Source organism: Kitasatospora sp. NPDC089509, assembly GCF_044749365.1.
In the GTDB taxonomy this organism is placed as follows: Bacteria; Actinomycetota; Actinomycetes; order Streptomycetales; family Streptomycetaceae; genus Kitasatospora.
The window spans coordinates 260,876-282,852 of the sequence record NZ_JBIVHS010000004.1; the positions used below are offsets into that span (position 1 = coordinate 260,876).

Consider the following 21,977-nt stretch of genomic DNA (forward strand, 5'->3'; position numbering starts at 1 on the left):
GCTTGGCCCCCGTAGCCTGCCCGCAGATGGTGGATGAGGTCCGGACCCGGTAGGGGGAGACGGGCGGCAGGGACTGAACCGGAGGGGCACGGCACCGTGTCGACCGTACACAGCTCGCCCGACATCGGGATCCAGCAAGCGACCGCACCACCGGAAGAGCGTCGGGCCCCGGGCGGCGGCCGGTGGACGGGCCGTAACCCGCTCGTGCTGGCCGGCGGACTCGCGCTGTCCTGGCTGGTGCCGGCCGTCCTGGTCGCGCTCCACCTGGGCGTCGTGCTGCTGCCGCTGCTGCTGATCGCGACGGCCGCCGTGATCCGGGTCGGCGGCGTGCTGCTGGACCGGCTCTTCGTCGCCGCGCTGATCCTCTTCGGCGCGGTGCTCACCTTCGGCCTGGCCTTCTCGCTCTGGCCCTGGGGCCTCTCGCCGGTGGCCACCACCGGGGTGCTGTCCAGCGTGCTGACGGTGGCCGCCTGGGCCGCCCGGCGGGCGCCGCGGCTGCCGCTGCGCTTCCGCTGGTCCGACCTGCTGGTGCTGGGCACCTTCGCCGGGTTCTGGCACTACCTCTTCCACCCCGTCGCCGGATCGTCGGCGGCCGAGCGGGTCGCCTACTTCGCCACCGCGGAGGACCGGCTCTCGCACTTCTCGTTCTTCTCCGGCATCCAGAGCGTCGGAGGCTACAACTTCCTCCACCAGGACGCCGCCAGGGCCTATCTGATACCGCCCTCCGAGGTGACCTACCCGCAGGGCTCGCACTTCCTGCTGGCCTGGGTCGACAGGTTCTTCCACACCGGCGCCGACCCCGGCGACATGGTCCAGACCATGAACCGGTACTTCCTGTACCTGCTGGTGGCGTACGCGCTGTTCTGCACCGCGCTGGTCTGGGCGGCCCGCTGGATCGGCGGGCCGCGGCTGCGCGGCTGGCGGGCGGCGGCGGTCTGCGCGACCGTCGGCTCGATCATGTTCGCCAGCAACTACCTGGACCTGCTGGCCCACGGCTTCGACTCGACCTTCATCGGTCTGCTGTTGATCGCGCTCGCGCTCGCGGTGCTGATCCGGCCGGCGATGGGCCGCGTCGAGTTCCTGCTGGCCGCCTCCGCCGGGCTGATCGCCGTCACCTACACGTACAACATCTACGGCGCGTTCATCGGCGTGGCGCTGCTGGGAGCGCTGGTCGTGCACCGGCGCAGGTTCGCCGGGCGCTGGTGGTGGACCCTCGGCGCGCTGGCGTGCGCGCTGGCTGTGGCCGCACTGCCGAGCGTCCTCTCGGTGATGGGCGACCTGGACGTGGCCAGCGCCTCGAACATGAGCGGCCCGAGCGTCAGCGCGGACCGCGCGATCCTGATCGGCGGCGGGCTGCTCGGGCTGCTGGCGGCGGCCATGCCGCGCAACCGCCGCACCGCCACCGGCCAGGCGCACCTGGCGGTGCTGCTCGGCACCGGCGGTCTGCTCAGCGCCTTCGCGGTCTACCAGCTGCACACCATCGGCAAGTACTCGTACTACTTCCACAAGATGACGGCCGTGGGCGTCGTGGTCGCACTGATATCGATCGGCGCGGTCGGGTCGGTCCTGCAGACGTCCCACCGGGGCTCCGGCAACGCGTGGACCCGGCGGGTGGGCGAGCTGGTGCTCTCCGGGCTGACCGTCGCCACCGCGCTGAGCCTCTTCGCCAACGTGCAGTGGGGCTTCCTGGCCACCAAGGACAGCCCGTCCGCCTGGTCCGCCAACCCGCTGGTGGCCTGGGGCCGCGGCGGGTTCGAGACCGACATGGGCCCCAAGGGCATGGACGGGCTGAAGGTCCTGCACAGCGACGGACCGGTGATCGCGCTGGTCTCCAACGACGACGTCAAGAACCTCAAGGCCACCTGGCTCGCCTCGCTGATGAACCGGCGCGGCGGCGACATGAAGGCGCTCTACGACATCCACTGGGTGGACATCGGCGGTCCGCAGGTCAAGGAGGAGGACTACCAGCGCTCCTTCGGCCGGCTGAAGGGGGCCATCGAGAAGCTCCCCGCGCCGCACCCGACGCCGACCATCCTGACCGCGGACCGTTCCGTGGGGGAGCGGATCAAGCGGGATCTGGCCGAGCACGGCCTGACGGTCAACGTGCTGAGCGATCCGGGGATCCTGTGGACCCAGCCGTGGGGCCGTACCTTCCCCGGGACCGTCTGAGATGACGTCCGGGGGAACGGGAGTGCGCACGGAGCATTCACCCCTACCCGCTACTATTCACAGCAATCGCACGGCATGGCCGGCCTCGTGCGGAGGTGCCTGGCACGGCCGGCCGGTGAATTCGGTGGTCATGTGATGAAGAACCCGATCGCCAAGCTGCTTGGGGTGCTTCCCCCGGGGGCGCGGCTCGTGGTCGGTGGCACGGTCGTGCTCGGGGCCTCGGCGTACGTCTACATGGCGCTCGTGGGCTACAGCCTGAGCACCGTCGGCGCGGCCAGGGTGACGATGCTCTGGACCATCGTGATGTCCGTGGGGTGGGGACTCTTCCAGCCGGTCGAGCTGGAGCTGACCCGGCTGGTGGCCGCCCGCAAGGTGGCCGGACACGGGGCGTTGCCCGCGGTGCGGCGGATGCTGCTGCTCGCCATGGGTCTCCTGGTCGCGGTCTGCGCGCTGCTGGCGGTCGCCTCCCGGCCGATCGCCGACCAGCTGTTCAGCGGCGACCGCAACCTGGTGATCGCACTGGCCGGCGGTCTGGCAGGCCTCGCGGTGAGCTCGGTGGCCCGCGGCGCGCTGGCCGGCCTCGGGCTGTTCGGCCCGTACGGTACCCAGCTGGCCGTCGACGGCGGGCTGCGGATCGGGCTGGCCGCGCTGGCGGCGGCCTGCGGCCTGCACTCTGCGGTGGTCTTCGGTCTGATCCTCTTCGTCTCCCCGCTGGCCGCCTCGCTGATCGGCCTGCGCGACACCCTGGCCGACCGCACCCCGGGGCCGGAGGTGTCCTGGAAGCAGCTGACCAGCGGCCTCGGCCTGCTGATCGCCTCGGTGATGCTCAGCCAGCTGGTGGTCAACGCGACCGTGGTCTGCGTGCGCCTGCTCGCGCCGAAGCACTCCGAGGCCTCCGACGCGCTGGTCTTCGCGATCGGCCAGGCCGTCGTGATGGCCCGGGCGCCGCTGTTCGCCTACAGCGCCCTCCAGGCCTCGATGGTCTCCGCGCTCTCCGGCGCCGCCGCGGCCGGGAACCACGCCGAGTTCCGCAAGGTGCTGACCCGCACCACGGCGATCGTCGCCGCGATGTGCATCGGCGGTGGCCTGCCGGTCATCGTGCTCGGTGCCAAGCTCAACCCACTGCTCTTCAACGCCAAGGACGTGCTCGGGCCGCTGGACTTCCTCTGGCTGGTGTTCGGAACGCTCTGCTACGTCCTCGCGACGGTCTTCGGTCAGGCGCTGATGTCCAGCGCCCAGCACCGCCGCCAGCTGGTCGGTTGGACCGCGGGTTCCGTAGCATTGGTGGCTGTCGCGCTCGCTCCGGGTGACATCGGCCTCCGCGCGGAGCTCGCCTACCTGGCCGGCTCGCTGGTCAGCGCGGTCCTGATGCTGTGGTCGCTCTACCGCGCGTTCCCGTCCCGCCCCGCCGTCCCGACCGACCGGCCCGCAGCAGAGCCGCTGCGGACGTCCTGAGGTGCGGGGCCGACGCCATGACCATCACCCATAGACAGACCCGAGGCACGGGCCGCCGTGCCGTTCGCCAAGCATGGAGCACCTGTGTCCGAGTATGACAACGTCTGGCTGGTGATCCCGGCCTACAACGAAGGCCAGGTGATCGCCGACGTCGTGGAGGGGGCACGCAAGACCTTCCCGAACATCGTGGTGATCGACGACGGCTGCACCGACGACACGGCCGAGCACGTCATGACGACCGGCGCCCACCTGGTGCGGCACCCGGTCAACCTGGGGCAGGGCGCCGCGCTCCAGACCGGTCTCAAGTACGCGCTCGCCCAGGAGGGCGCCGAGTACTTCGCGACCTTCGACGCGGACGGCCAGCACCAGACCGCGGACGTCGAGAAGATGGTGGCGCTGCTGCGCGGGGGCGAGGCCGACATCGTGCTCGGCTCCCGCTTCATCGAGCAGACCGGCCAGGTGCCGTGGATCAAGCGGGTGGTGCTCCGCACCGCCGCCGCGGTCAGCCCGACCGCCCGCAAGCTCAAGCTCACGGACGCGCACAACGGTCTGCGGGTGATGAACCGCGAGGCCGCCAGCCGGATCAAGATCACCATGAACGGCATGGCGCACGCGTCGGAGATCGTCTCCTTCCTCGCCGGCTCGGACCTGCGGGTCGCCGAGCTGCCGGTGGACATCCTCTACACCGACTACTCGCGCGCCAAGGGCCAGTCCCTGATCAACGGCGTGAACATCCTCTTTGACATCTCGCTGCGGGAGCGTAACGGCCGATGAACCACCTCTGGATCCAGCTCATCCTGGTCGTGGCCGCGGTGGCCATGGCGCTCGTCTTCGTCTGGCGCTGGGACAAGGCGAACACCCGGGCGTGGAAGCGCATCGCCTTCACGCTCTTCGTGATCGTCAACGTGGTCGCGATCCTGTGGCCGAGCGGCGTGACCAAGCTGGCCACCGCGCTGGGCGTCGGCCGCGGCACCGACCTGGTGCTCTACCTGATGGTCATCGCCATGGGCTTCCTGACCCTCAACACCTACCTGCGCTTCCGCTCGCTGGAGAAGAAGATCACCGACCTGGCCCGCACCGTGGCCATCACCGAGGGTGTCCGGCACAACAGCGACCGCCTCAACGCCCCGGTCGGCTCCGAGCACTGATCGAGAGCGGCCACGACGGCGCGGTACCACCGGTCGAGGGCCGGCACCCCGGGCGGGTGCCGGCCCTCGACCACAGCCGACCCCGGCCGACACGGTCGTCCGGAAAAGCTGGTTGACTTGGCTCGCCCGGCGGCCGCGGCCGGGCGGCACCGAAGCGTGACCCAGGACCAGGAGGTGCGGCGCCGTCATGAGCGTCGATTTCGTCATTCCGTACTACGGCGACCCGGAGTACCTGTTCGCCACCATCGACAGCATCCGGGCCCAGCACCAGCAGGACTGGAGGCTGACCGTGGTGGACGACCAGTACCCGGGCAACCGGGCGCTGGAGTACATCGAGGGCCTGGGCGACGACCGGATCCGCTACGTCCGCAACGAGGAGCGGCTCGGCCCCAACGGCAACACCTACAAGGCGTCCACCCTGGCCGAGCGCGAGTTCGTCTCGATGATGGGTGCCGACGACCTGCTGGAGCCGGACTACCTGGACGTCGTCCTGGAGCGGATGAAGGCCGACCCGAACGCGATCGCGGTGCAGCCGGGCGTGAAGGTGATGGACAGCGACGGCGTCCTGGTGCCGGCGCTCGGCATCGGCGACAAGGTCAAGCGCCGGATCGCCGCCCCGGCCCGCAAGGCCGGCCTGATCAGCGGCGAGGACGCGGTGAAGAGCCTGCTGTCCGGCAATTGGCTGTACACCCCGTCGCTGCTCTACCGCCAGTCCGCGCTCTCGAAGATCCCGTACCGTCCGGACATCGACGCCGTCCACGACCTGGCGTTCATGGTCGACATGCTGATGGAGGGCGGCAACCTGCTGGTCGACGAGCGCGAGGTGTTCCGCTACCGCCGTCACCAGGCCAGCGACTCCTCGAACCGGGTCAAGGACGGCAAGCGCTTCGACGAGGAGCTGAAGTACTACGGGCTGATCGCCAAGGAGCTGCGGGCCAAGGGCTGGAACGCCGCGGCCCGCTCGGCGGACCTGCACCTCTCGTCCCGGCTGCACGCCCTGATGGTCGCCGCCGGACGCCTCGGCGCGGGCGACTTCACCCACGCCGGCGCCATGGTGGGCCGCGCCGTCCGCAGCAGCTGACCCGGCCCGGAACGGGCCGTGGCCGCGCGTCGTGCACCGAACGATCACACTGGCTCCACAATCCGACCGCGTGGCAGACTTCCTGAGCGATCCAAGGAGTGGGGGTGCGTGCGGGTGACGCACGGCGCATCCGCAGGCAGGACATGACAAGTGCTGGTTCCAACAACAAGGGAAGTGCCCCGGTGCAGCCGTTGATCGATTCCGCCCACGAGGCCGACGAGCGGGCGCCACGGGAGGGTGGCGAGGGGAACGCGACCGGGGCCGCCGAGGGGACGACGCCCTCGGCCCTCGCGGTCCGGCTGGGGGCCCTCGCCACCCACCGCTGGTTCTGGCCGGTCGCCCTGCTGCTCGGCTACCTCGGGCAGACGGCGTTCCGGCTGGTGCTGTCGATCCACAACTACTACCCCTCGGTGCACGCGGACGAGGACGGCTACCTCGCGATCGCGCGGGTGCTGGCGGGCCGGCCGACCACCGAGATGCCGACCGGCGTGATCATCCCCGGCGGCTACTCGCTGCTGATCTCGCCGGCCCTGCGGATAGCCGACAACCCGGCCACCGCGTACCACCTGATCATGGTGATCAACGCGGTGCTCAACGCGCTGGTCTTCCCGCTGGCCTTCGTGGCGGCGCGCCGGCTGGGCCTGTCCCGGCCGCACGCGTTCGTGGCGGGCACCGCGGTCGCGCTGGTGCCGCCGGTGATCTTCTACTCCCAGTTCGTCATGACGGACACCGTCCTCCCGGTGCTCCTGCTGATCTGGGTGATCGGGATGCACGGCTGGCTCTCGCCCGGCTCGCCGCGCCGCCGCGCGCTCCAGGCGGTGGCGATGAGCCTGGCCGCCGGCTACTCGATGGCCACCCACGACCGCGGTGGCGTGGTCGTGGCACTGACGGCGCTGGTCCTGGTCGTGGTGCTGGTCTTCGGCTGGGCGCCGCGGCTCACCTCGCTGGCCGGGATCGGCGCGCTCGGGGTGTCCTACCTGGGTGCCAAGCTGCTGGACAGCTTCGTCACCAGCCAGTTCAAGGACGTGCCCGGGGCCGGTGTCGGCAACAAGGTCTTCGAGAACCTGGAGGACGGCAAGTACACCGGCACGATCATCGTCCGCAGCCTCGGCGAGCTGTGGTACTTCTTCACCTCCTCCTACGGCCTGGGGGCGGTCGCCTTCGTGCTGTGCACGGTGGCCGTGTTCCACCGCCGGTTCTCGGTGGCCGAGCGGGTGGTGGCGTTCTGCATGGTCGCCATGCTGTGCGGCACCGCGCTGGCCTCCGCCGCGGGCCTCGCGGACAACGAGCGCATCGACAACTGGGTGTACGCCCGGTACTGCGCCGTGCTGGTGCCGGTGTTCATGGTGGTCGGCCTGGCCCCGCTGTTCCGGGCCGGCCGGCGCTCGCTGCTGCGGCTGGCCCTGGCCGGCGTGGTGGTCGTCGGGATCACCGGGCTGTCGGTCACCGAGTACGCGGGCTCCAAGCTCAACGCCTGGGTCATACCGTGGACCGTCCCGGACGCGCAGTTCCTCTCGTCGACCTACGACGGCCTGCACATGGGCCGTACGACCTTCGGTGCGCTCGCGGTGCTCGCGGCCTGTCTGCTGCTGCGGGTGGCCGGCGGACGCCGGATCGTCGCGGCCGTGGTGGGCTGCCTGGCGGTCTTCGCCGCCTACGCGACGGTCACCGTGACCAACAACATCGCCGAGTCGCACTCCAAGTTCCGCCAGTACGAGTCCGTCGGCCTGGCCAAGGAGGCCGGCCTGGGCAAGGGCGACAACGTGATCCTGGACTGGGACCTCGACTGGGGCACCCGGATGTCGCTGGCCTTCGAGGTCTACTGGGGCCGGGTCTGGACCGACAACGTGAAGTACGGCAACACCCCGCCGGAGCAGGCCAACGCGATGCTGCTGACGGTCTCCAAGGACAAGGGCGCCACGCCGGAGTCCAGTTGGCAGAAGCCGCTGCCGGGCTGGCACGTCGCGAAGTACAACATGGACCGCGGCTGGGTGCTCTGGCGCAAGGGCTGAGCACGGTCACCCGATCGGGGTCGGTGAGGTACGCCTCACCGGCCCCGATTGGCATTTCGGCTGCTCCATGTGGCAGTATGTCCAAGTTGCTCGGTTGAGTGCCGATGCTGCGCGCCTCCCGCCGGGAGGACCGGAAGCGAGTCCCATGTACTCGTCGTTCCCGTGATGGCCGTCAAGCGTGAGTTCTACGCCACGGCAGCTGCGGGGCGAAAGTACGGGAATCTTCCGGGAAGCGTGAGCGGGGCCTCGATCCGGCCACCCCCACCCCGAAAGTTTGAAACCGACGAAGTATTTCGCCGGTTTTTTGCAAGCGCGAGTGCGACACGCCCGAGCGCGGGGGTCGGAGGGGGGTCGCGCGGCAACTTGACAGAAGGACTACTGAGTAGCCATGGCGGGACAGAAGATCCGCATCCGGCTCAAGGCCTACGACCACGAGGTCATCGACTCCTCGGCGAAGAAGATCGTCGAGACGGTGATCCGTACTGGTGCGCAGGTCGCGGGCCCGGTGCCGCTGCCCACTGAGAAGAACGTGTACTGCGTCATCCGCTCGCCGCACAAGTACAAGGACTCGCGCGAGCACTTCGAGATGCGTACTCACAAGCGTCTGATCGACATCCTCGACCCCACGCCGAAGACGGTTGACTCGCTCATGCGTCTCGACCTGCCGGCGGGCGTCGACATCGAGATCAAGCTCTGAGAGGCGCACCGAAGATGGCAAAGCAGATTAAGGGCATCCTGGGCGAGAAGCTCGGCATGACCCAGGTCTGGGACGAGAACAACCGGGTCGTCCCGGTGACCGTCGTCAAGGCTGGGCCCAATGTCGTGACCCAGGTCCACACCGCTGACAGCCCGGCCGGCTACGACGCCGTCCAGATCGGCTTCGGCGAGATCGACCCCCGCAAGGTGAACAAGCCCCTCGCGGGTCACTTCGCCAAGGCCGGTGTCACCCCGCGTCGCCACCTGGTCGAGCTCCGGACCTCGGACGCGTCCGAGTACACCCTGGGCCAGGAGATCACCGCCGAGCTGTTCGAGGCGGGTGTCAAGGTCGACGTGACCGGCACCTCCAAGGGCAAGGGCTTCGCCGGTGTCATGAAGCGCCACAACTTCCGGGGCCTCGGCGCCGGTCACGGTGTGCAGCGCAAGCACCGCTCGCCCGGCTCGATCGGTGGCTGCGCCACCCCGGGTCGCGTGTTCAAGGGCATGAAGATGGCCGGCCGGATGGGCCACGAGCGTGTGACCACCCAGAACCTGACCATCCATGCCGTTGACGCGGAGAAGGGGCTGCTCCTGATCAAGGGCGCAATCCCGGGCCCGAACGGCGGCCTCATCCTCGTCCGCACCGCGGCGAAGGGGCTGTGAGGATATGAGCACCATTGACATCCTGTCGCCCTCGGGTGACAAGACCGGCAGCCTTGAGCTGCCGGCCGAGATCTTCGACGCGAAGGTCAGCGTTCCGCTGATGCACCAGGTCGTCGTGGCGCAGCTCGCTGCGGCCCGTCAGGGCACCCACAAGACCAAGACTCGCGCCGAGGTCCGCGGTGGCGGCAAGAAGCCGTACCGCCAGAAGGGCACCGGCCGCGCCCGTCAGGGCTCGACCCGTGCGCCGCAGTTCGCCGGCGGTGGCGTCGTGCACGGTCCCGTGCCGCGCGACTACTCGCAGCGGACCCCGAAGAAGATGATCGCCGCCGCCCTGCGCGGTGCGCTCACCGACCGGGCCCGCCACAACCGCATTCACGTCATCACCGACGTGACCGCGACCGAGGCGCCGTCGACCAAGGCCGCCAAGGGTCTGTTCGGCAAGATCACCGACCGCAAGAACGTCCTCCTGGTCGTCGAGCGCTCGGACGAGCTGGGCCTCAAGTCCGCTCGCAACCTGCCGAACGTGCACATCCTGGACGCCGGTCAGCTGAACACCTACGACGTGCTCGTCTCCGACGATGTGGTCTTCACCCAGGCCGCCTTCGAGCGTTTCGTGGCCGGTCCGGCCGCGTCCGCCAAGGCTGTGGCTGCTGAGGGCGAGCTCGAAGGGAGCGCCGCCTGATGGCTGCAGAGATCACGAGCAAGACGTTCACGGACCCCCGTGACGTCCTGGTGAAGCCGGTCATCTCCGAGAAGAGCTACAGCCTTCTCGACGAGAACAAGTACACGTTCATCGTGTCGCCGGGCGCCAACAAGACCCAGATCAAGCAGGCCGTCGAGGCGGTCTTCTCGGTCAAGGTCGAGGCTGTCAACACGATCAACCGTCAGGGCAAGCGCAAGCGCTCCAAGACGGGCTTTGGCAAGCGCAAGGACACCAAGCGCGCCATCGTGACGCTGGCCGAGGGCAACCGCATCGACATCTTCGGTGGTCCGGTCTCCTAACGGAGATCGTGATCGTCGATAAGGACGAGGACGAGAGAGCCAAATGGGCATCCGCAAGTACAAGCCGACTACGCCGGGCCGTCGCGGCTCCAGCGTGGCCGACTTCGTAGAGATCACGCGGTCCACCCCGGAGAAGTCGCTGGTTCGCCCCCTGCACAGCAAGGGCGGCCGTAACAACGCCGGTCGGATCACCGTTCGCCACCAGGGTGGCGGTCACAAGCGCGCCTACCGCGTGATCGACTTCCGTCGTCACGACAAGGACGGCGTGCCGGCCAAGGTCGCGCACATCGAGTACGACCCGAACCGCACCGCGCGCATCGCGCTCCTGCACTACGCGGACGGCGAGAAGCGCTACATCATCGCTCCGCGTGGCATCACGCAGGGCGACCGGATTGAGAACGGCCCTGGCGCCGACATCAAGCCGGGCAACAACCTGCCGCTCCGCAACATCCCGGTCGGTACCACCATCCACGCGGTGGAGCTGCGTCCCGGTGGCGGTGCCAAGATGGCCCGCTCCGCCGGTTCCGGCATCCAGCTGCTGGCGCGTGAGGGCAAGATGGCGCACCTGCGCATGCCCTCCGGCGAGATCCGCCTGGTGGACGCGCGTTGCCGCGCCACCGTCGGCGAGGTCGGCAACGCCGAGCAGTCGAACATCAACTGGGGCAAGGCCGGCCGTATGCGCTGGAAGGGCGTTCGCCCGACCGTGCGTGGTGTCGCCATGAACCCGATCGACCACCCGCACGGTGGTGGTGAGGGTAAGACCTCTGGTGGCCGCCACCCGGTCTCGCCGTGGGGCCAGAAGGAGGGTCGTACCCGTCGCCCGAAGAAGGCGTCGGACGCTCTCATCGTGCGCCGCCGCAAGACCAACAAGAAGCGCTAGGAGCAGGTCAGATGCCGCGCAGTCTCAAGAAGGGCCCCTTCATCGACGGCCACCTTCTCAAGAAGGTGGACGCGCAGAACGAGGCGGGTACCCAGAACGTCATCAAGACCTGGTCCCGTCGCTCCGTGATCTTCCCGGCCATGCTCGGCCACACGATCGCGGTGCACGATGGCCGTAAGCACGTCCCGGTGTTCGTCACCGAGTCGATGGTCGGCCACAAGCTCGGCGAGTTCGCGCCGACGCGTACCTTCCGCGGTCACGTCAAGGACGACCGCAAGTCGAAGCGTCGCTAGTCGCCAGCGAGATTACCGACTCAATGACTTACACCAGCAAGGGGACAACCATGGAAGCCAGGGCCCAGGCGCGGTACATCCGCGTCACGCCCATGAAGGCCCGCCGCGTGGTGGACCTCATCCGTGGCCTTCCGGCCACGGAGGCCCAGGCCGTCCTGCGTTTCGCTCCGCAGGCCGCCACCGTGCCGGTCGGCAAGGTGCTCGACAGCGCCATTGCCAACGCCGCGCACAACTACAACCACTCCAACGTGGACGACCTCGTCATCAGCGAGGCGTACGTTGACGAGGGTCCGACCCTGAAGCGGTTCCGTCCGCGTGCGCAGGGTCGTGCCTACCGGATCCGCAAGCGGACCAGCCACATCACCGTGGTCGTCAGCAGCAAGGAAGGGACCCGGTAATGGGCCAGAAGGTTAACCCGCACGGGTTCCGCCTCGGCATCAGCACGGACTTCAAGTCCCGCTGGTACGCCGACAAGCTGTACAAGGACTACGTCAAGGAAGACGTTGCCATTCGTCGCATGATGACGAAGGGCATGGAGCGCGCCGGCATCTCCAAGGTCGAGATCGAGCGCACCCGCGACCGCGTCCGCGTCGACATCCACACCGCCCGTCCCGGCATCGTCATCGGGCGTCGTGGCACCGAGGCCGACCGCATCCGCGGCGACCTCGAGAAGCTGACCGGCAAGCAGGTCCAGCTGAACATCCTTGAGGTCAAGAACCCCGAGCTGGACGCCCAGCTCGTGGCTCAGGGCGTCGCGGAGCAGCTGTCCTCCCGCGTCTCCTTCCGTCGTGCCATGCGCAAGTCGATGCAGGGCACCATGAAGTCCGGCGCCAAGGGCATCAAGGTCCAGTGCTCCGGTCGTCTCGGCGGCGCCGAGATGAGCCGTTCGGAGTTCTACCGCGAGGGCCGTGTGCCGCTGCACACCCTGCGCGCGAACGTCGACTACGGCTTCTTCGAGGCCAAGACCACCTTCGGCCGCATCGGCGTGAAGGTCTGGATCTACAAGGGCGACGTCAAGAACATCGCCGAGGTCCGCGCTGAGAACGCCGCTGCCCGCTCGGGCAACCGCCCGGCCCGTCCCGAGGGTGGTCGTCCCGCCCGCGGTGGCGAGCGCCGTGGTGGCGAGCGCGGTGGCCGTGGCCGTCGCCCCGCCGCTGCCGAGGCCCCCGCGGCCGCGGCCGTCGAGGCTCCGGCTGCCGAGAACACCGGAACGGAGGCCTGACCCAATGCTGATCCCCCGTAGGGTCAAGCACCGCAAGCAGCACCACCCGAAGCGCCGTGGCGCTGCCAAGGGTGGCACCGAGCTCGCGTTCGGCGAGTACGGCATCCAGGCCGTCACCCCGGCCTACGTGACGAACCGGCAGATCGAGTCCGCTCGTATCGCCGTCACCCGTCACATCAAGCGTGGCGGCAAGGTCTGGATCAACATCTACCCGGACCGTCCGCTCACCAAGAAGCCGGCCGAGACCCGCATGGGTTCCGGTAAGGGTTCGCCCGAGTGGTGGATCGCGAACGTGCACCCGGGTCGGGTCATGTTCGAGCTGTCGTACCCCAACGAGAAGGTGGCTCGTGAGGCGCTGACCCGCGCAGCTCACAAGCTCCCGATGAAGTGCCGGATCATCCGGCGCGAGGCAGGTGAGAGCTGATGTCGGCCGGCACCAAGGCTGCTGACCTCCGCGAGCTGGACAACGAGGGTCTCGTTGCCAAGCTCCGTGAGGCCAAGGAGGAGCTGTTCAACCTCCGCTTCCAGGCGGCGACCGGGCAGCTCGACAACCACGGACGGCTCAAGCTCGTCCGTAAGGACATCGCGCGGATCTACACCCTGATGCGCGAGCGCGAGCTGGGCATCGAGACGGTGGAGAACGCCTGATGACTGAGAACACCAACGAGACGCGCGGTTTCCGCAAGACCCGTGAGGGTCTCGTCGTCAGCGACAAGATGGACAAGACCGTCGTCGTCGCCGTCGAGGACCGCGTCAAGCACGCTCTGTACGGCAAGGTCATCCGCCGTACGAACAAGCTGAAGGCGCACGACGAGGCGAACGCCTGCGGCATCGGCGACCGGGTCCTCCTCGCGGAGACCCGCCCGCTGTCCGCGACGAAGCGCTGGCGCGTCGTCGAGATCCTCGAGAAGGCCAAGTAACGAAGTTGATGCGGTACGGCCGTATGTGCACCGGGTCCCTTGCGGGCGCCGGTGTGAGCAGCGGCCGGCCCGTCAGCTCTCGTTGACGATCAGGAGAAAGCTGTGATCCAGCAGGAGTCGCGACTGCGTGTCGCCGACAACACGGGCGCGAAGGAAATCCTTTGCATCCGCGTTCTCGGTGGTTCCGGTCGCCGCTACGCCGGTATCGGGGACGTCATCGTCGCGACCGTCAAGGACGCGATCCCCGGCGGTTCGGTGAAGAAGGGTGACGTCGTCAAGTGCGTCGTCGTCCGTACCGTGAAGTCGCGTCGTCGTCCGGATGGCTCGTACATCCGCTTCGACGAGAACGCCGCGGTCGTTCTGAAGAACACCGATGGTGACCCCCGTGGCACCCGCATCTTCGGCCCGGTGGGCCGCGAGCTGCGTGACAAGAAGTTCATGAAGATCATCTCGCTTGCGCCGGAGGTGCTCTAACTCATGGCGAACAGCATGAAGATCAAGAAGGGTGACCTGGTTCAGGTCATCACCGGCAAGGACAAGGGCAAGCAGGGCAAGGTCATCCAGGCCATGCCGGCTGAGAACAAGGTCCTGGTCGAGGGTGTGAACCGGGTCAAGAAGCACACCAAGCCGGGTCCGGGCACCCAGGGTGGCATTGTCACCGTCGAGGCTCCCGTCCACGTCTCCAACGTCCAGCTGGTCGTGGAGAAGGACGGCAAGAAGGTCGTCACCCGCGTTGGTTACCGCTTCGACGACGAGGGCAACAAGATCCGCGTTGCCAAGCGAACCGGTGAGGACATCTGATGTCTGAGACGTCTGTTGAGAAGGTGACCCCCCGCCTCAAGGAGCGTTACAACTCCGAGATCAAGGGTCAGCTGCAGGAGCAGTTCTCGTACGAGAACGTCATGCTGACGCCCGGCCTGGTCAAGGTCGTCGTCAACATGGGTGTCGGCGAGGCCGCCCGTGACAGCAAGCTGATCGAGGGCGCGATCCGCGACCTGACCGCGATCACCGGTCAGAAGCCGGCCGTGACCAAGGCCCGTAAGTCCATCGCGCAGTTCAAGCTGCGCGAGGGCCAGCCGATCGGCACCCACGTCACCCTCCGTGGTGACCGCATGTGGGAGTTCCTGGACCGTCTGGTGTCGCTGGCCCTGCCGCGTATCCGTGACTTCCGTGGTCTCTCCCCGAAGCAGTTCGACGGCCGTGGCAACTACACCTTCGGTCTGACCGAGCAGGTTATGTTCCACGAGATCGACCAGGACAAGGTCGACCGTCAGCGCGGTATGGACATCACCGTCGTGACCACCGCTCAGACCGACGACGAGGGCCGGGCGCTCCTGCGCGCTCTGGGCTTCCCGTTCAAGGAGGCGTGAGCCAATGGCGAAGAAGTCCCTCATCGCGAAGGCCGAGCGGAAGCCGAAGTTCGGCGTCCGGGCCTACACCCGGTGCCAGCGCTGCGGCCGTCCGCACTCGGTGTACCGCAAGTTCGGCCTGTGCCGTGTGTGCCTCCGTGAGATGGCGCACCGCGGCGAGCTGCCGGGCGTGACCAAGAGCTCCTGGTAGTCCAGGACCTCGCGGTAACGCCATAGCGAAGCAGGTGTGCCCGATCCCACGGTGCCCCTTTTTTGGGGCTGCGTACGGAATCCCGTAGGGTAGTGGGGTCGGGCCCCCTGTCGCGACGGCTCCATAGCCGTCGTCGACCCTCTTCGGAGGGCTCGCACCCAGTCTTACGACGCCGCAGGTCCCCTGCGTCTGTGCCCCCGGCGCACTCCTCGGAGTGCCCCGGGGGGACCTGGCGCGGAGAAACCACGGCGAGAGAGGCCTGAGGCCATCATGACCATGACCGACCCCATCGCAGACATGCTCACGCGTCTGCGTAACGCGAACTCGGCGTACCACGACACCGTGGCGATGCCGGCCAGCAAGATCAAGGCGCACGTCGCCCAGATCCTGCAGCAGGAGGGGTACATCTCCTCCTACAAGGTTGAGGAGCCGGTTGAGGGCGAGGTCGGCAAGAAGCTGACCATCGAGCTCAAGTTCGGCCCCAACCGTGAGCGCTCGATCGCTGGCATCAAGCGGATCAGCAAGCCGGGCCTGCGGGTCTACGCAAAGTCCACCAACCTGCCGAAGGTGCTCGGCGGCCTGGGCGTGGCGATCATCTCCACGTCCTCCGGTCTCCTCACCGACAAGCAGGCTGCCAAGAAGGGCGTAGGCGGAGAAGTTCTCGCCTACGTCTGGTAATTCGGGAAACGGAGGTACAGCAATGTCTCGCATTGGACGGCTGCCCATCTCGGTTCCCGCCGGCGTGGACGTCACCATCGATGGCCAGGCGGTCTCGGTGAAGGGCCCGAAGGGCTCCCTCACCCACGTTGTCGCCGCGCCGATCGAGATCGGCAAGGGCGAGGACGGCACTCTGGCTGTCACCCGCCCCAACGACGAGCGTCAGTCGAAGGCCCTGCACGGCCTGACCCGCACGCTGGTGGCGAACATGATCACCGGCGTGACCGCGGGCTACCGCAAGTCGCTGGAGATCAGCGGTGTTGGTTACCGTGTGACCGCGAAGGGCTCCGACATGGAGTTCGCGCTCGGTTACAGCCACCCGATCCTGATCACTGCGCCGGAGGGCATCTCCTTCGTCGTCGAGTCGCCCACCAAGTTCCACGTGGACGGCATCGACAAGCAGAAGGTCGGCGAGGTCGCCGCGAAGATCCGCAAGCTGCGCAAGCCCGACCCGTACAAGGCCAAGGGTGTCAAGTACGCGGGCGAGGTCATCCGCCGCAAGGTCGGAAAGAGTGGTAAGTAAGCGATGAGTGTCTCTGTCAAGATCGGCAAGGGCAACGCCTACAAGGCCGCCGCTCGCAAGCGTCGCGCGATTCGCGTTCGCAAGCGCGTCGTCGGCACCGAGGTGCGTCCGCGCCTCGTTGTGACGCGCTCGAACCGCCACATGGTCGCCCAGGTCATCGACGACGCCAAGGGTCACACCCTGGCGTCGGCGTCCACCCTCGACGTGTCCATCAAGGGCGCCGAGGGCGACAAGACCGAGCTGGCCAAGAAGGTCGGGAGCCTGGTCGCCGAGCGCGCCAAGGCCGCCGGCATCGAGTCGGTCGTCTTCGACCGCGCGGGCAACCGGTACGCCGGCCGCATCGCCGCCCTGGCGGACGCGGCCCGCGAGGCCGGGCTCGACTTCTAAGCCGCTCGTCGACTCTGTCGGCGGACGTAATCGAGAGAGGTAATTCCAATGGCTGGACCCCAGCGCCGCGGTAGCGGCGCCGGCGGCGGCACCGGTGGCGAGCGGCGCGACCGTAAGCGTGACGACCGGGGCAACGCCCCCGCCGTCGAGAAGACCGCTTACGTCGAGCGCGTTGTCGCGATCAACCGTGTCGCCAAGGTTGTCAAGGGTGGTCGTCGCTTCTCCTTCACCGCGCTGGTCGTGGTGGGCGATGGTGACGGCACCGTGGGTGTTGGTTACGGGAAGGCGAAGGAGGTTCCGGCCGCCATCGCCAAGGGTGTTGAGGAGGCCAAGAAGAACTTCTTCAAGGTCCCCCGTATCCAGGGCACCATCCCGCACCCGATCCAGGGTGAGAAGGCCGCCGGCGTCGTGCTGCTGAAGCCCGCCGCCCCCGGTACCGGTGTTATCGCCGGTGGTCCGGTGCGCGCCGTCCTGGAGTGCGCCGGCATTCACGACATCCTGTCGAAGTCGCTCGGCTCGGACAACGCGATCAACATCGTGCACGCCACGGTGGCCGCTCTGAAGGGCCTCGTGCGCCCCGAGGAGATCGCCGCCCGTCGTGGTCTGCCGCTGGAGGACGTGGCCCCCGCCGCTCTGCTGCGGGCGCGTGCTGCTGGGGTGAGCGCCTGATGGCTCGCCTCAAGATCACGCAGACCAAGTCGTACATCGGCAGCAAGCAGAACCACCGTGACACCCTGCGTTCGCTTGGTCTCAAGCGCATGCACGACGTCGTGGTGAAGGAGGACCGTCCCGAGATCCGCGGGATGGCCCAGACGGTCCGTCACCTGGTGACGGTTGAGGAGGTGGACTGATCATGGGCGAGAACCCGATCAAGATCCACAACCTGCGTCCCGCCCCGGGTGCCAAGACCGACAAGATCCGTGTGGGTCGTGGTGAGGCCTCCAAGGGTAAGACTGCCGGTCGTGGTACCAAGGGCACCAAGGCCCGCTACCAGGTTCCGCAGCGCTTCGAGGGTGGCCAGATGCCGCTCCACATGCGTCTGCCGAAGCTGAAGGGCTTCAAGAACCCGTTCAAGATCACGTTCCAGGTCGTCAACCTCGACAAGCTGGCCGAGCTCTACCCGCAGGGTGGCGCCGTCACGGTCGAGGACCTGGTCGCCAAGGGCGCGGTTCGCAAGAACTCCCTCGTCAAGGTGCTCGGCACCGGCGAGGTCTCGGTTGCGCTGCAGGTGACGGTCGACGCCGTCTCCGGCTCCGCCGCCGAGAAGATCAAGGCCGCCGGCGGTACGGTCACCGAGCTCGTCTGAGCCCGCTGAACCCGCCGAGAACCGGCTTCGAGCCCCGCACCTCCTTCGGGAGGTGCGGGGCTCGTGCTTTTACCGCGCCTTTTGTCCGACGGCCGGAATCAGGCGCCCGGGCCGTCGTTCTTTTGTGTGGCAAACCCGGGCATCCCGTACCCCCGTGAGTGGGGGAGGGACGGTACGCGCTTCTTTCGAGTGGCCGCGCACTGTTAGAGTCCGTGGAGTTCCCTTGTAGGCTGCGCGTAGGCTCGCCTGTGCCGTCTGTACGGGAGCCCGTACCGCCAAACTCCCCATTCAGGACCGACCCTCCCGCCGACGACGCGCGGGAGGCGCAGGAGGCACCGTGCTCAGTGCGTTCGCGCGGGCGTTCCAGACGCCCGACCTGCGCAAGAAGCTGCTGTTCACGCTGGGCATCATGGTGCTGTTCCGGCTGGGCTCGCACATCCCGATTCCGGGCGTGAACTTCGAGGCGGTCAACGCCTGTGTGAGTGCCAACAAGAAGAACGGCCTGTTCGGGCTCGTCAACCTGTTCAGTGGTGGCGCGCTCCTTCAGCTGACGATCTTCGCGCTCGGCATCATGCCGTACATCACGGCGAGCATCATCCTCCAGCTCCTCACGGTCGTGATCCCGCGACTGGAGTCGCTGAAGAAGGAGGGGCAGGCCGGCCAGACGAAGATCACCCAGTACACCCGGTACCTGACCATCGCGCTCGCGGTGCTCCAGGGCACCGGCATCGTGGCCACGGCCTCCAGCGGCGCGCTGTTCTCCGGCTGCCCGGTGGCGAATCAGGTCGTCCCGGACACCGGGGTGTTCCGGATCGCCGTCATGGTCATCACGATGACGGCCGGCACCACGGTCATCATGTGGCTGGGTGAGCTGATCACCGACCGCGGTATCGGCAACGGCATGTCGCTGCTGATCTTCACCTCGATCGCCGCCCAGTTCCCGTCCTCGATGTGGGCCATCAAGCAGTCGGGCACCATCGGCGGCGGCTGGGTCGAGTTCCTCTCCGTGGTCGCGGTCGGCGTCATCGTTGTGATGCTGGTCATCTTCGTCGAGCAGGCCCAACGCCGGATCCCGGTCCAGTACGCGAAGCGCATGATCGGCCGCCGGGCGTTCGGCGGTACCTCGACCTACATCCCGCTCAAGGTGAACCAGGCCGGTGTCATCCCGGTCATCTTCGCCTCGTCGCTGCTGTACATCCCCGCCCTGGTGGTCCAGCTGACCAACAGCCAGGCGGGCTGGGCGCTCTGGATCAGTCGGAACTTCATCAAGGGTGACCACCCGATCTACATGGCCACCTACTTCCTGCTGATCGTGTTCTTCGCCTTCTTCTACGTCGCCATCTCCTTCAACCCCGAAGAAGTTGCCGACAATATGAAGAAGTATGGTGGCTTCATCCCGGGCATCCGGGCCGGCCGGCCCACGGCCGAGTACCTGAACTACGTGCTCACCCGCATCACGTGGCCGGGTTCGCTCTACCTGGGCATGATCGCGTTGATCCCGATGATCGCCCTCGTCGCCTTCGGACAGCAGACCAACTTCCCGTTCGGCGGCACCAGCGTGCTCATCGTCGTCGGCGTCGGACTCGAAACTGTGAAGCAGATCGAGAGCCAGCTCCAGCAGCGCAATTACGAAGGGTTCCTCCGCTGATGCGTATCGTCCTCGTTGGTCCTCCCGGGGCCGGGAAGGGTACTCAGGCGCACCTGCTCGCCAAGACCCTGTCCATCCCCCACATCTCCACCGGCGACCTGTTCCGCGCGAACATCGGCCAGGGCACCCCGCTGGGGCTTGAGGCCAAGAGCTACATGGACGCGGGTCGCCTGGTGCCGGATGAGGTCACCATCGGGATGGCCAAGGACCGGATGCTCCAGGAGGACGCCGGCAACGGCTTCCTGCTCGACGGCTTCCCCCGCAACCTCGGCCAGGCCAAGGCGCTCGACGAGTTCCTCGCCGAGCAGGGCATCGAGCTGGACGGCGTCCTGGACCTGGAGGTCCCCGAGGACGAGGTCGTGCGCCGGATCGCCGGCCGCCGCCTGTGCCGCAACAACGGTGGCCACGTGTTCCACGTGGACTACAACCCGCCGAAGGTCGAGGGCGTCTGCGACGAGTGCGGCGGCGAGCTGTACCAGCGCTCGGACGACACCGAGGAGAAGGTGCGCACGCGCCTGGAGGTCTACCACACGGAGACCGAGCCGATCATCGACTACTACGCCCAGCAGGGCCTGGTGGCCACGATCTCGGCCCTCGGCAAGGTGGACGAGGTCACCCAGCGCGCGATCGAGGCGCTGAAGAAGAACGGCTGAGTTCGCTCGGCGAGGTACGCGTGGAACGGCCGGGTCGCCCGTGGAGCGGGCGGCCCGGCCGTTTCCGTCGTCGTACGGTGGTAGGCAGTGGTAATCCGGACTTGGAAGGCGTGACCCTGATGGTGGAGATCAAGACCCCCGAGCAGATCGCGAAGATGCGGGCGGCCGGGCTGATCGTCGCGGAGGCCCTCAAGGCCTGCCGCGAGGCGGTCGCTCCCGGGGTGACCACCCAGGAGCTCAACGACATCGCCGACAAGGTCATCACCGACCACGGCGCCACCTCGAACTTCCGCGCCCACCACGGCGGCCTGTGGTTCCCGGGGGTGATCTGCGCCTCGGTGAACAACGAGGTCGTGCACGGCATCCCGGGGGAGCGGGTGCTGCAGGAGGGCGACATCATCTCCATCGACTGCGGCGCCATCCTGGACGGCTGGCACGGCGACTCGGCGATCACCGTCGCGGTCGGCGAGGTCCGCCCCGAGGTCGAGATGCTCAGCCGGGTGACCGAGGGCTCGATGTGGGCCGGCATCGCCCAGATGAAGAAGAACAACCGCCTGGTGGACGTCTCCAAGGCGATCGAGGGCTTCATCCGCCGCCAGCCGCTGCCCCCCAAGGGCAAGTGGGGCATCACCGAGGGCTACGGCGGCCACGGCATCGGCACCGCGATGCACATGGAGCCGCACGTGCTGAACTACGTCGAGCGCGGCCGCGGCAAGGGCCCCAAGCTGGTCCCCGGCACCGTGCTGGCGATCGAGCCGATGGTCTCGCTGGGCACCCCGCACACCACGGTGCTGGAGGACGACTGGACGGTCGTCACCAACGACGGCACCTGGGCCTCGCACTGGGAGCACTCGGTGGCCGTCACCGAGCAGGGCCCGCTGGTGCTGACCGCCTTCGACGGCGGCAAGGCCGAGCTCGCCAAGCTGGGCATCACCGCGGCCCCGGACCCGCTCGGCTAGTCGCCGTGGTGGCCAACTGCCGCCGCTGACAAGGGATCAGAGCCCTGGAGGTTTGGACCTCCAGGGCTTTTGTCCTATTTTTAACGGCTGGCAGTGGCAGTTGGCTTACGAGCGAGCAGGAGAGAGCACGTGCTCAAGGGATTCCGCGACTTCATGATGCGCGGCAACGTCATCGACATGGCGGTCGGTGTGGTCATCGGTGCCGCGTTCACCGCGGTGGTGACCGGCTTCGTCTCCGCCTTCCTCACCCCGCTGGTGGGCGTGGTGGTCGGTGCGGCCGGCGACTTCAGCTCGTACACCGCGACGGTCCTCGGGGTGAAGTTCCCGTACGGGCAGTTCCTGAACGTGCTGATCGCGTTCTTCATGACGGCCGCGGTGCTGTACTTCTGCGTGGTGCTGCCGATCACCAAGGCGACCGCGAAGTACCTGCCGAAGAAGCCGAAGACCCCGATGCGCCCCTGCCCCGAGTGCCTCACCGAGATCCCGGAGGCGGCCCGCCGCTGCTCGGCCTGCACCGCGCACGTCGATCCGCTGACCGTCCCCGCCGGGGTCTGAGCCGCCGGGTGTGACGACGGCCTCCTTCCGGGGCCCCGTTTTGGCCCGTGGGACGCGCTGGCGTAGGATGGACCGTCGGCTCACTCGTAGCGTGCTTCAGCGCGCCCTCTTTCCTCCGTGGAAGGGGT

31 protein-coding genes are annotated in these 21,977 nt (G+C 67.9%); all 31 read left to right on the forward strand.

From position 1 onward, the window contains the following. Positions 1-96: 96 nt before the first annotated feature. The 31 genes from ACIP4P_RS10845 to mscL all read left to right on the forward strand — a co-directional run bounded on the left by ACIP4P_RS10845 (position 97) and on the right by mscL (position 21,849). Positions 97-2,169, forward strand: a complete 2,073-nt coding sequence (locus ACIP4P_RS10845) for a hypothetical protein (protein WP_400916837.1) — start codon at positions 97-99, stop codon at positions 2,167-2,169. Positions 2,170-2,304: 135 nt separating this feature from the next. Further along, positions 2,305-3,624 carry a hypothetical protein gene (locus ACIP4P_RS10850; protein ID WP_350511322.1) on the forward strand — a complete coding sequence of 440 codons (1,320 nt, stop codon included), beginning with the start codon at positions 2,305-2,307 and terminating at the stop codon, positions 3,622-3,624. Positions 3,625-3,708: 84 nt separating this feature from the next. Further along, positions 3,709-4,398 (forward strand): glycosyltransferase family 2 protein, encoded by a 690-nt coding sequence (locus ACIP4P_RS10855; protein ID WP_350511321.1) that lies wholly within the window; start codon positions 3,709-3,711, stop codon positions 4,396-4,398. After that, positions 4,395-4,772, forward strand: a complete 378-nt coding sequence (locus ACIP4P_RS10860; RefSeq protein WP_350511320.1) for a DUF2304 domain-containing protein — start codon at positions 4,395-4,397, stop codon at positions 4,770-4,772. The genes ACIP4P_RS10855 and ACIP4P_RS10860 overlap by 4 nt, the downstream gene beginning before the upstream one ends. 187 nt (positions 4,773-4,959) lie before the next feature. Continuing rightward, entirely contained in the window at positions 4,960-5,853 is an 894-nt protein-coding gene (locus ACIP4P_RS10865) for a glycosyltransferase family 2 protein (RefSeq protein ID WP_400916840.1), read from the forward strand. A gap of 182 nt (positions 5,854-6,035) precedes the next feature. Next, the gene (locus ACIP4P_RS10870) at positions 6,036-7,865 is read left to right on the forward strand and encodes a hypothetical protein (RefSeq protein WP_400916842.1); all 1,830 of its coding nucleotides are present in this window, start codon (positions 6,036-6,038) and stop codon (positions 7,863-7,865) included. A gap of 388 nt (positions 7,866-8,253) precedes the next feature. Further along, complete coding sequence (gene rpsJ / locus ACIP4P_RS10875) at positions 8,254-8,562, forward strand: 30S ribosomal protein S10 (protein WP_012785157.1); 309 nt, start codon at positions 8,254-8,256, stop codon at positions 8,560-8,562. A gap of 14 nt (positions 8,563-8,576) precedes the next feature. Beyond that, positions 8,577-9,224, forward strand: a complete 648-nt coding sequence (rplC, locus tag ACIP4P_RS10880; protein WP_400916843.1) for a 50S ribosomal protein L3 — start codon at positions 8,577-8,579, stop codon at positions 9,222-9,224. A gap of 4 nt (positions 9,225-9,228) precedes the next feature. Then, complete coding sequence (gene rplD / locus ACIP4P_RS10885) at positions 9,229-9,906, forward strand: 50S ribosomal protein L4 (RefSeq protein WP_350511316.1); 678 nt, start codon at positions 9,229-9,231, stop codon at positions 9,904-9,906. Continuing rightward, the gene (gene rplW, locus ACIP4P_RS10890) at positions 9,906-10,226 is read left to right on the forward strand and encodes a 50S ribosomal protein L23 (protein WP_030055819.1); all 321 of its coding nucleotides are present in this window, start codon (positions 9,906-9,908) and stop codon (positions 10,224-10,226) included. The genes rplD and rplW overlap by 1 nt, the downstream gene beginning before the upstream one ends. Positions 10,227-10,269: 43 nt before the next feature. Further along, positions 10,270-11,106, forward strand: coding sequence for a 50S ribosomal protein L2 (gene rplB / locus ACIP4P_RS10895; protein ID WP_031063050.1), 837 nt, complete (start codon positions 10,270-10,272; stop codon positions 11,104-11,106). An 11-nt stretch (positions 11,107-11,117) separates the two neighbouring features. Then, complete coding sequence (gene rpsS, locus ACIP4P_RS10900) at positions 11,118-11,399, forward strand: 30S ribosomal protein S19 (RefSeq protein ID WP_030055821.1); 282 nt, start codon at positions 11,118-11,120, stop codon at positions 11,397-11,399. A 50-nt stretch (positions 11,400-11,449) separates the two neighbouring features. Next, positions 11,450-11,797 carry a 50S ribosomal protein L22 gene (rplV, locus tag ACIP4P_RS10905; RefSeq protein WP_030055822.1) on the forward strand — a complete coding sequence of 116 codons (348 nt, stop codon included), beginning with the start codon at positions 11,450-11,452 and terminating at the stop codon, positions 11,795-11,797. Continuing rightward, positions 11,797-12,621: a 30S ribosomal protein S3 gene (gene rpsC / locus ACIP4P_RS10910; RefSeq protein WP_030280775.1), complete on the forward strand. Its 825-nt coding sequence runs from the start codon at positions 11,797-11,799 to the stop codon at positions 12,619-12,621. The genes rplV and rpsC overlap by 1 nt, the downstream gene beginning before the upstream one ends. Positions 12,622-12,625: 4 nt before the next feature. Then, positions 12,626-13,045: a 50S ribosomal protein L16 gene (gene rplP / locus ACIP4P_RS10915; RefSeq protein ID WP_030055824.1), complete on the forward strand. Its 420-nt coding sequence runs from the start codon at positions 12,626-12,628 to the stop codon at positions 13,043-13,045. After that, complete coding sequence (gene rpmC / locus ACIP4P_RS10920; protein ID WP_063348970.1) at positions 13,045-13,269, forward strand: 50S ribosomal protein L29; 225 nt, start codon at positions 13,045-13,047, stop codon at positions 13,267-13,269. The genes rplP and rpmC overlap by 1 nt, the downstream gene beginning before the upstream one ends. After that, complete coding sequence (rpsQ, locus tag ACIP4P_RS10925) at positions 13,269-13,541, forward strand: 30S ribosomal protein S17 (RefSeq protein ID WP_030055826.1); 273 nt, start codon at positions 13,269-13,271, stop codon at positions 13,539-13,541. Before rpmC ends, rpsQ begins: the two co-directional genes overlap by 1 nt. Positions 13,542-13,643: 102 nt before the next feature. Further along, positions 13,644-14,015, forward strand: a complete 372-nt coding sequence (rplN, locus tag ACIP4P_RS10930; protein WP_030393301.1) for a 50S ribosomal protein L14 — start codon at positions 13,644-13,646, stop codon at positions 14,013-14,015. 15 nt (positions 14,016-14,030) lie between these two features. Continuing rightward, positions 14,031-14,342: a 50S ribosomal protein L24 gene (gene rplX, locus ACIP4P_RS10935; protein WP_030232484.1), complete on the forward strand. Its 312-nt coding sequence runs from the start codon at positions 14,031-14,033 to the stop codon at positions 14,340-14,342. Further along, the gene (gene rplE / locus ACIP4P_RS10940) at positions 14,342-14,911 is read left to right on the forward strand and encodes a 50S ribosomal protein L5 (protein ID WP_030300393.1); all 570 of its coding nucleotides are present in this window, start codon (positions 14,342-14,344) and stop codon (positions 14,909-14,911) included. The genes rplX and rplE overlap by 1 nt, the downstream gene beginning before the upstream one ends. A 4-nt stretch (positions 14,912-14,915) precedes the next feature. Continuing rightward, a complete protein-coding gene (locus tag ACIP4P_RS10945; RefSeq protein ID WP_030393303.1) occupies positions 14,916-15,101 on the forward strand; it encodes a type Z 30S ribosomal protein S14 in 186 nt (61 codons plus the stop codon). A gap of 270 nt (positions 15,102-15,371) precedes the next feature. Further along, complete coding sequence (gene rpsH / locus ACIP4P_RS10950; protein WP_030232489.1) at positions 15,372-15,779, forward strand: 30S ribosomal protein S8; 408 nt, start codon at positions 15,372-15,374, stop codon at positions 15,777-15,779. A 22-nt stretch (positions 15,780-15,801) separates the two neighbouring features. After that, positions 15,802-16,341, forward strand: coding sequence for a 50S ribosomal protein L6 (gene rplF, locus ACIP4P_RS10955; RefSeq protein ID WP_350511315.1), 540 nt, complete (start codon positions 15,802-15,804; stop codon positions 16,339-16,341). Between the two features lie 3 nt (positions 16,342-16,344). Then, complete coding sequence (gene rplR / locus ACIP4P_RS10960; protein WP_218198393.1) at positions 16,345-16,728, forward strand: 50S ribosomal protein L18; 384 nt, start codon at positions 16,345-16,347, stop codon at positions 16,726-16,728. 48 nt (positions 16,729-16,776) lie between these two features. Further along, positions 16,777-17,397 (forward strand): 30S ribosomal protein S5, encoded by a 621-nt coding sequence (rpsE, locus tag ACIP4P_RS10965; RefSeq protein WP_030393306.1) that lies wholly within the window; start codon positions 16,777-16,779, stop codon positions 17,395-17,397. Then, positions 17,397-17,579: a 50S ribosomal protein L30 gene (rpmD, locus tag ACIP4P_RS10970; RefSeq protein ID WP_030251557.1), complete on the forward strand. Its 183-nt coding sequence runs from the start codon at positions 17,397-17,399 to the stop codon at positions 17,577-17,579. The genes rpsE and rpmD overlap by 1 nt, the downstream gene beginning before the upstream one ends. Positions 17,580-17,581: 2 nt before the next feature. Beyond that, positions 17,582-18,034, forward strand: coding sequence for a 50S ribosomal protein L15 (rplO, locus tag ACIP4P_RS10975; protein ID WP_188301631.1), 453 nt, complete (start codon positions 17,582-17,584; stop codon positions 18,032-18,034). 337 nt (positions 18,035-18,371) lie between these two features. Further along, positions 18,372-19,682, forward strand: a complete 1,311-nt coding sequence (secY, locus tag ACIP4P_RS10980; RefSeq protein WP_350511314.1) for a preprotein translocase subunit SecY — start codon at positions 18,372-18,374, stop codon at positions 19,680-19,682. After that, positions 19,682-20,335, forward strand: coding sequence for an adenylate kinase (locus ACIP4P_RS10985; RefSeq protein WP_400916848.1), 654 nt, complete (start codon positions 19,682-19,684; stop codon positions 20,333-20,335). Before secY ends, ACIP4P_RS10985 begins: the two co-directional genes overlap by 1 nt. A gap of 119 nt (positions 20,336-20,454) precedes the next feature. Continuing rightward, the gene (gene map / locus ACIP4P_RS10990; RefSeq protein ID WP_350511512.1) at positions 20,455-21,294 is read left to right on the forward strand and encodes a type I methionyl aminopeptidase; all 840 of its coding nucleotides are present in this window, start codon (positions 20,455-20,457) and stop codon (positions 21,292-21,294) included. Positions 21,295-21,423: 129 nt separating this feature from the next. Beyond that, positions 21,424-21,849 carry a large conductance mechanosensitive channel protein MscL gene (gene mscL / locus ACIP4P_RS10995; protein WP_350511312.1) on the forward strand — a complete coding sequence of 142 codons (426 nt, stop codon included), beginning with the start codon at positions 21,424-21,426 and terminating at the stop codon, positions 21,847-21,849. Positions 21,850-21,977: the final 128 nt, after the last annotated feature.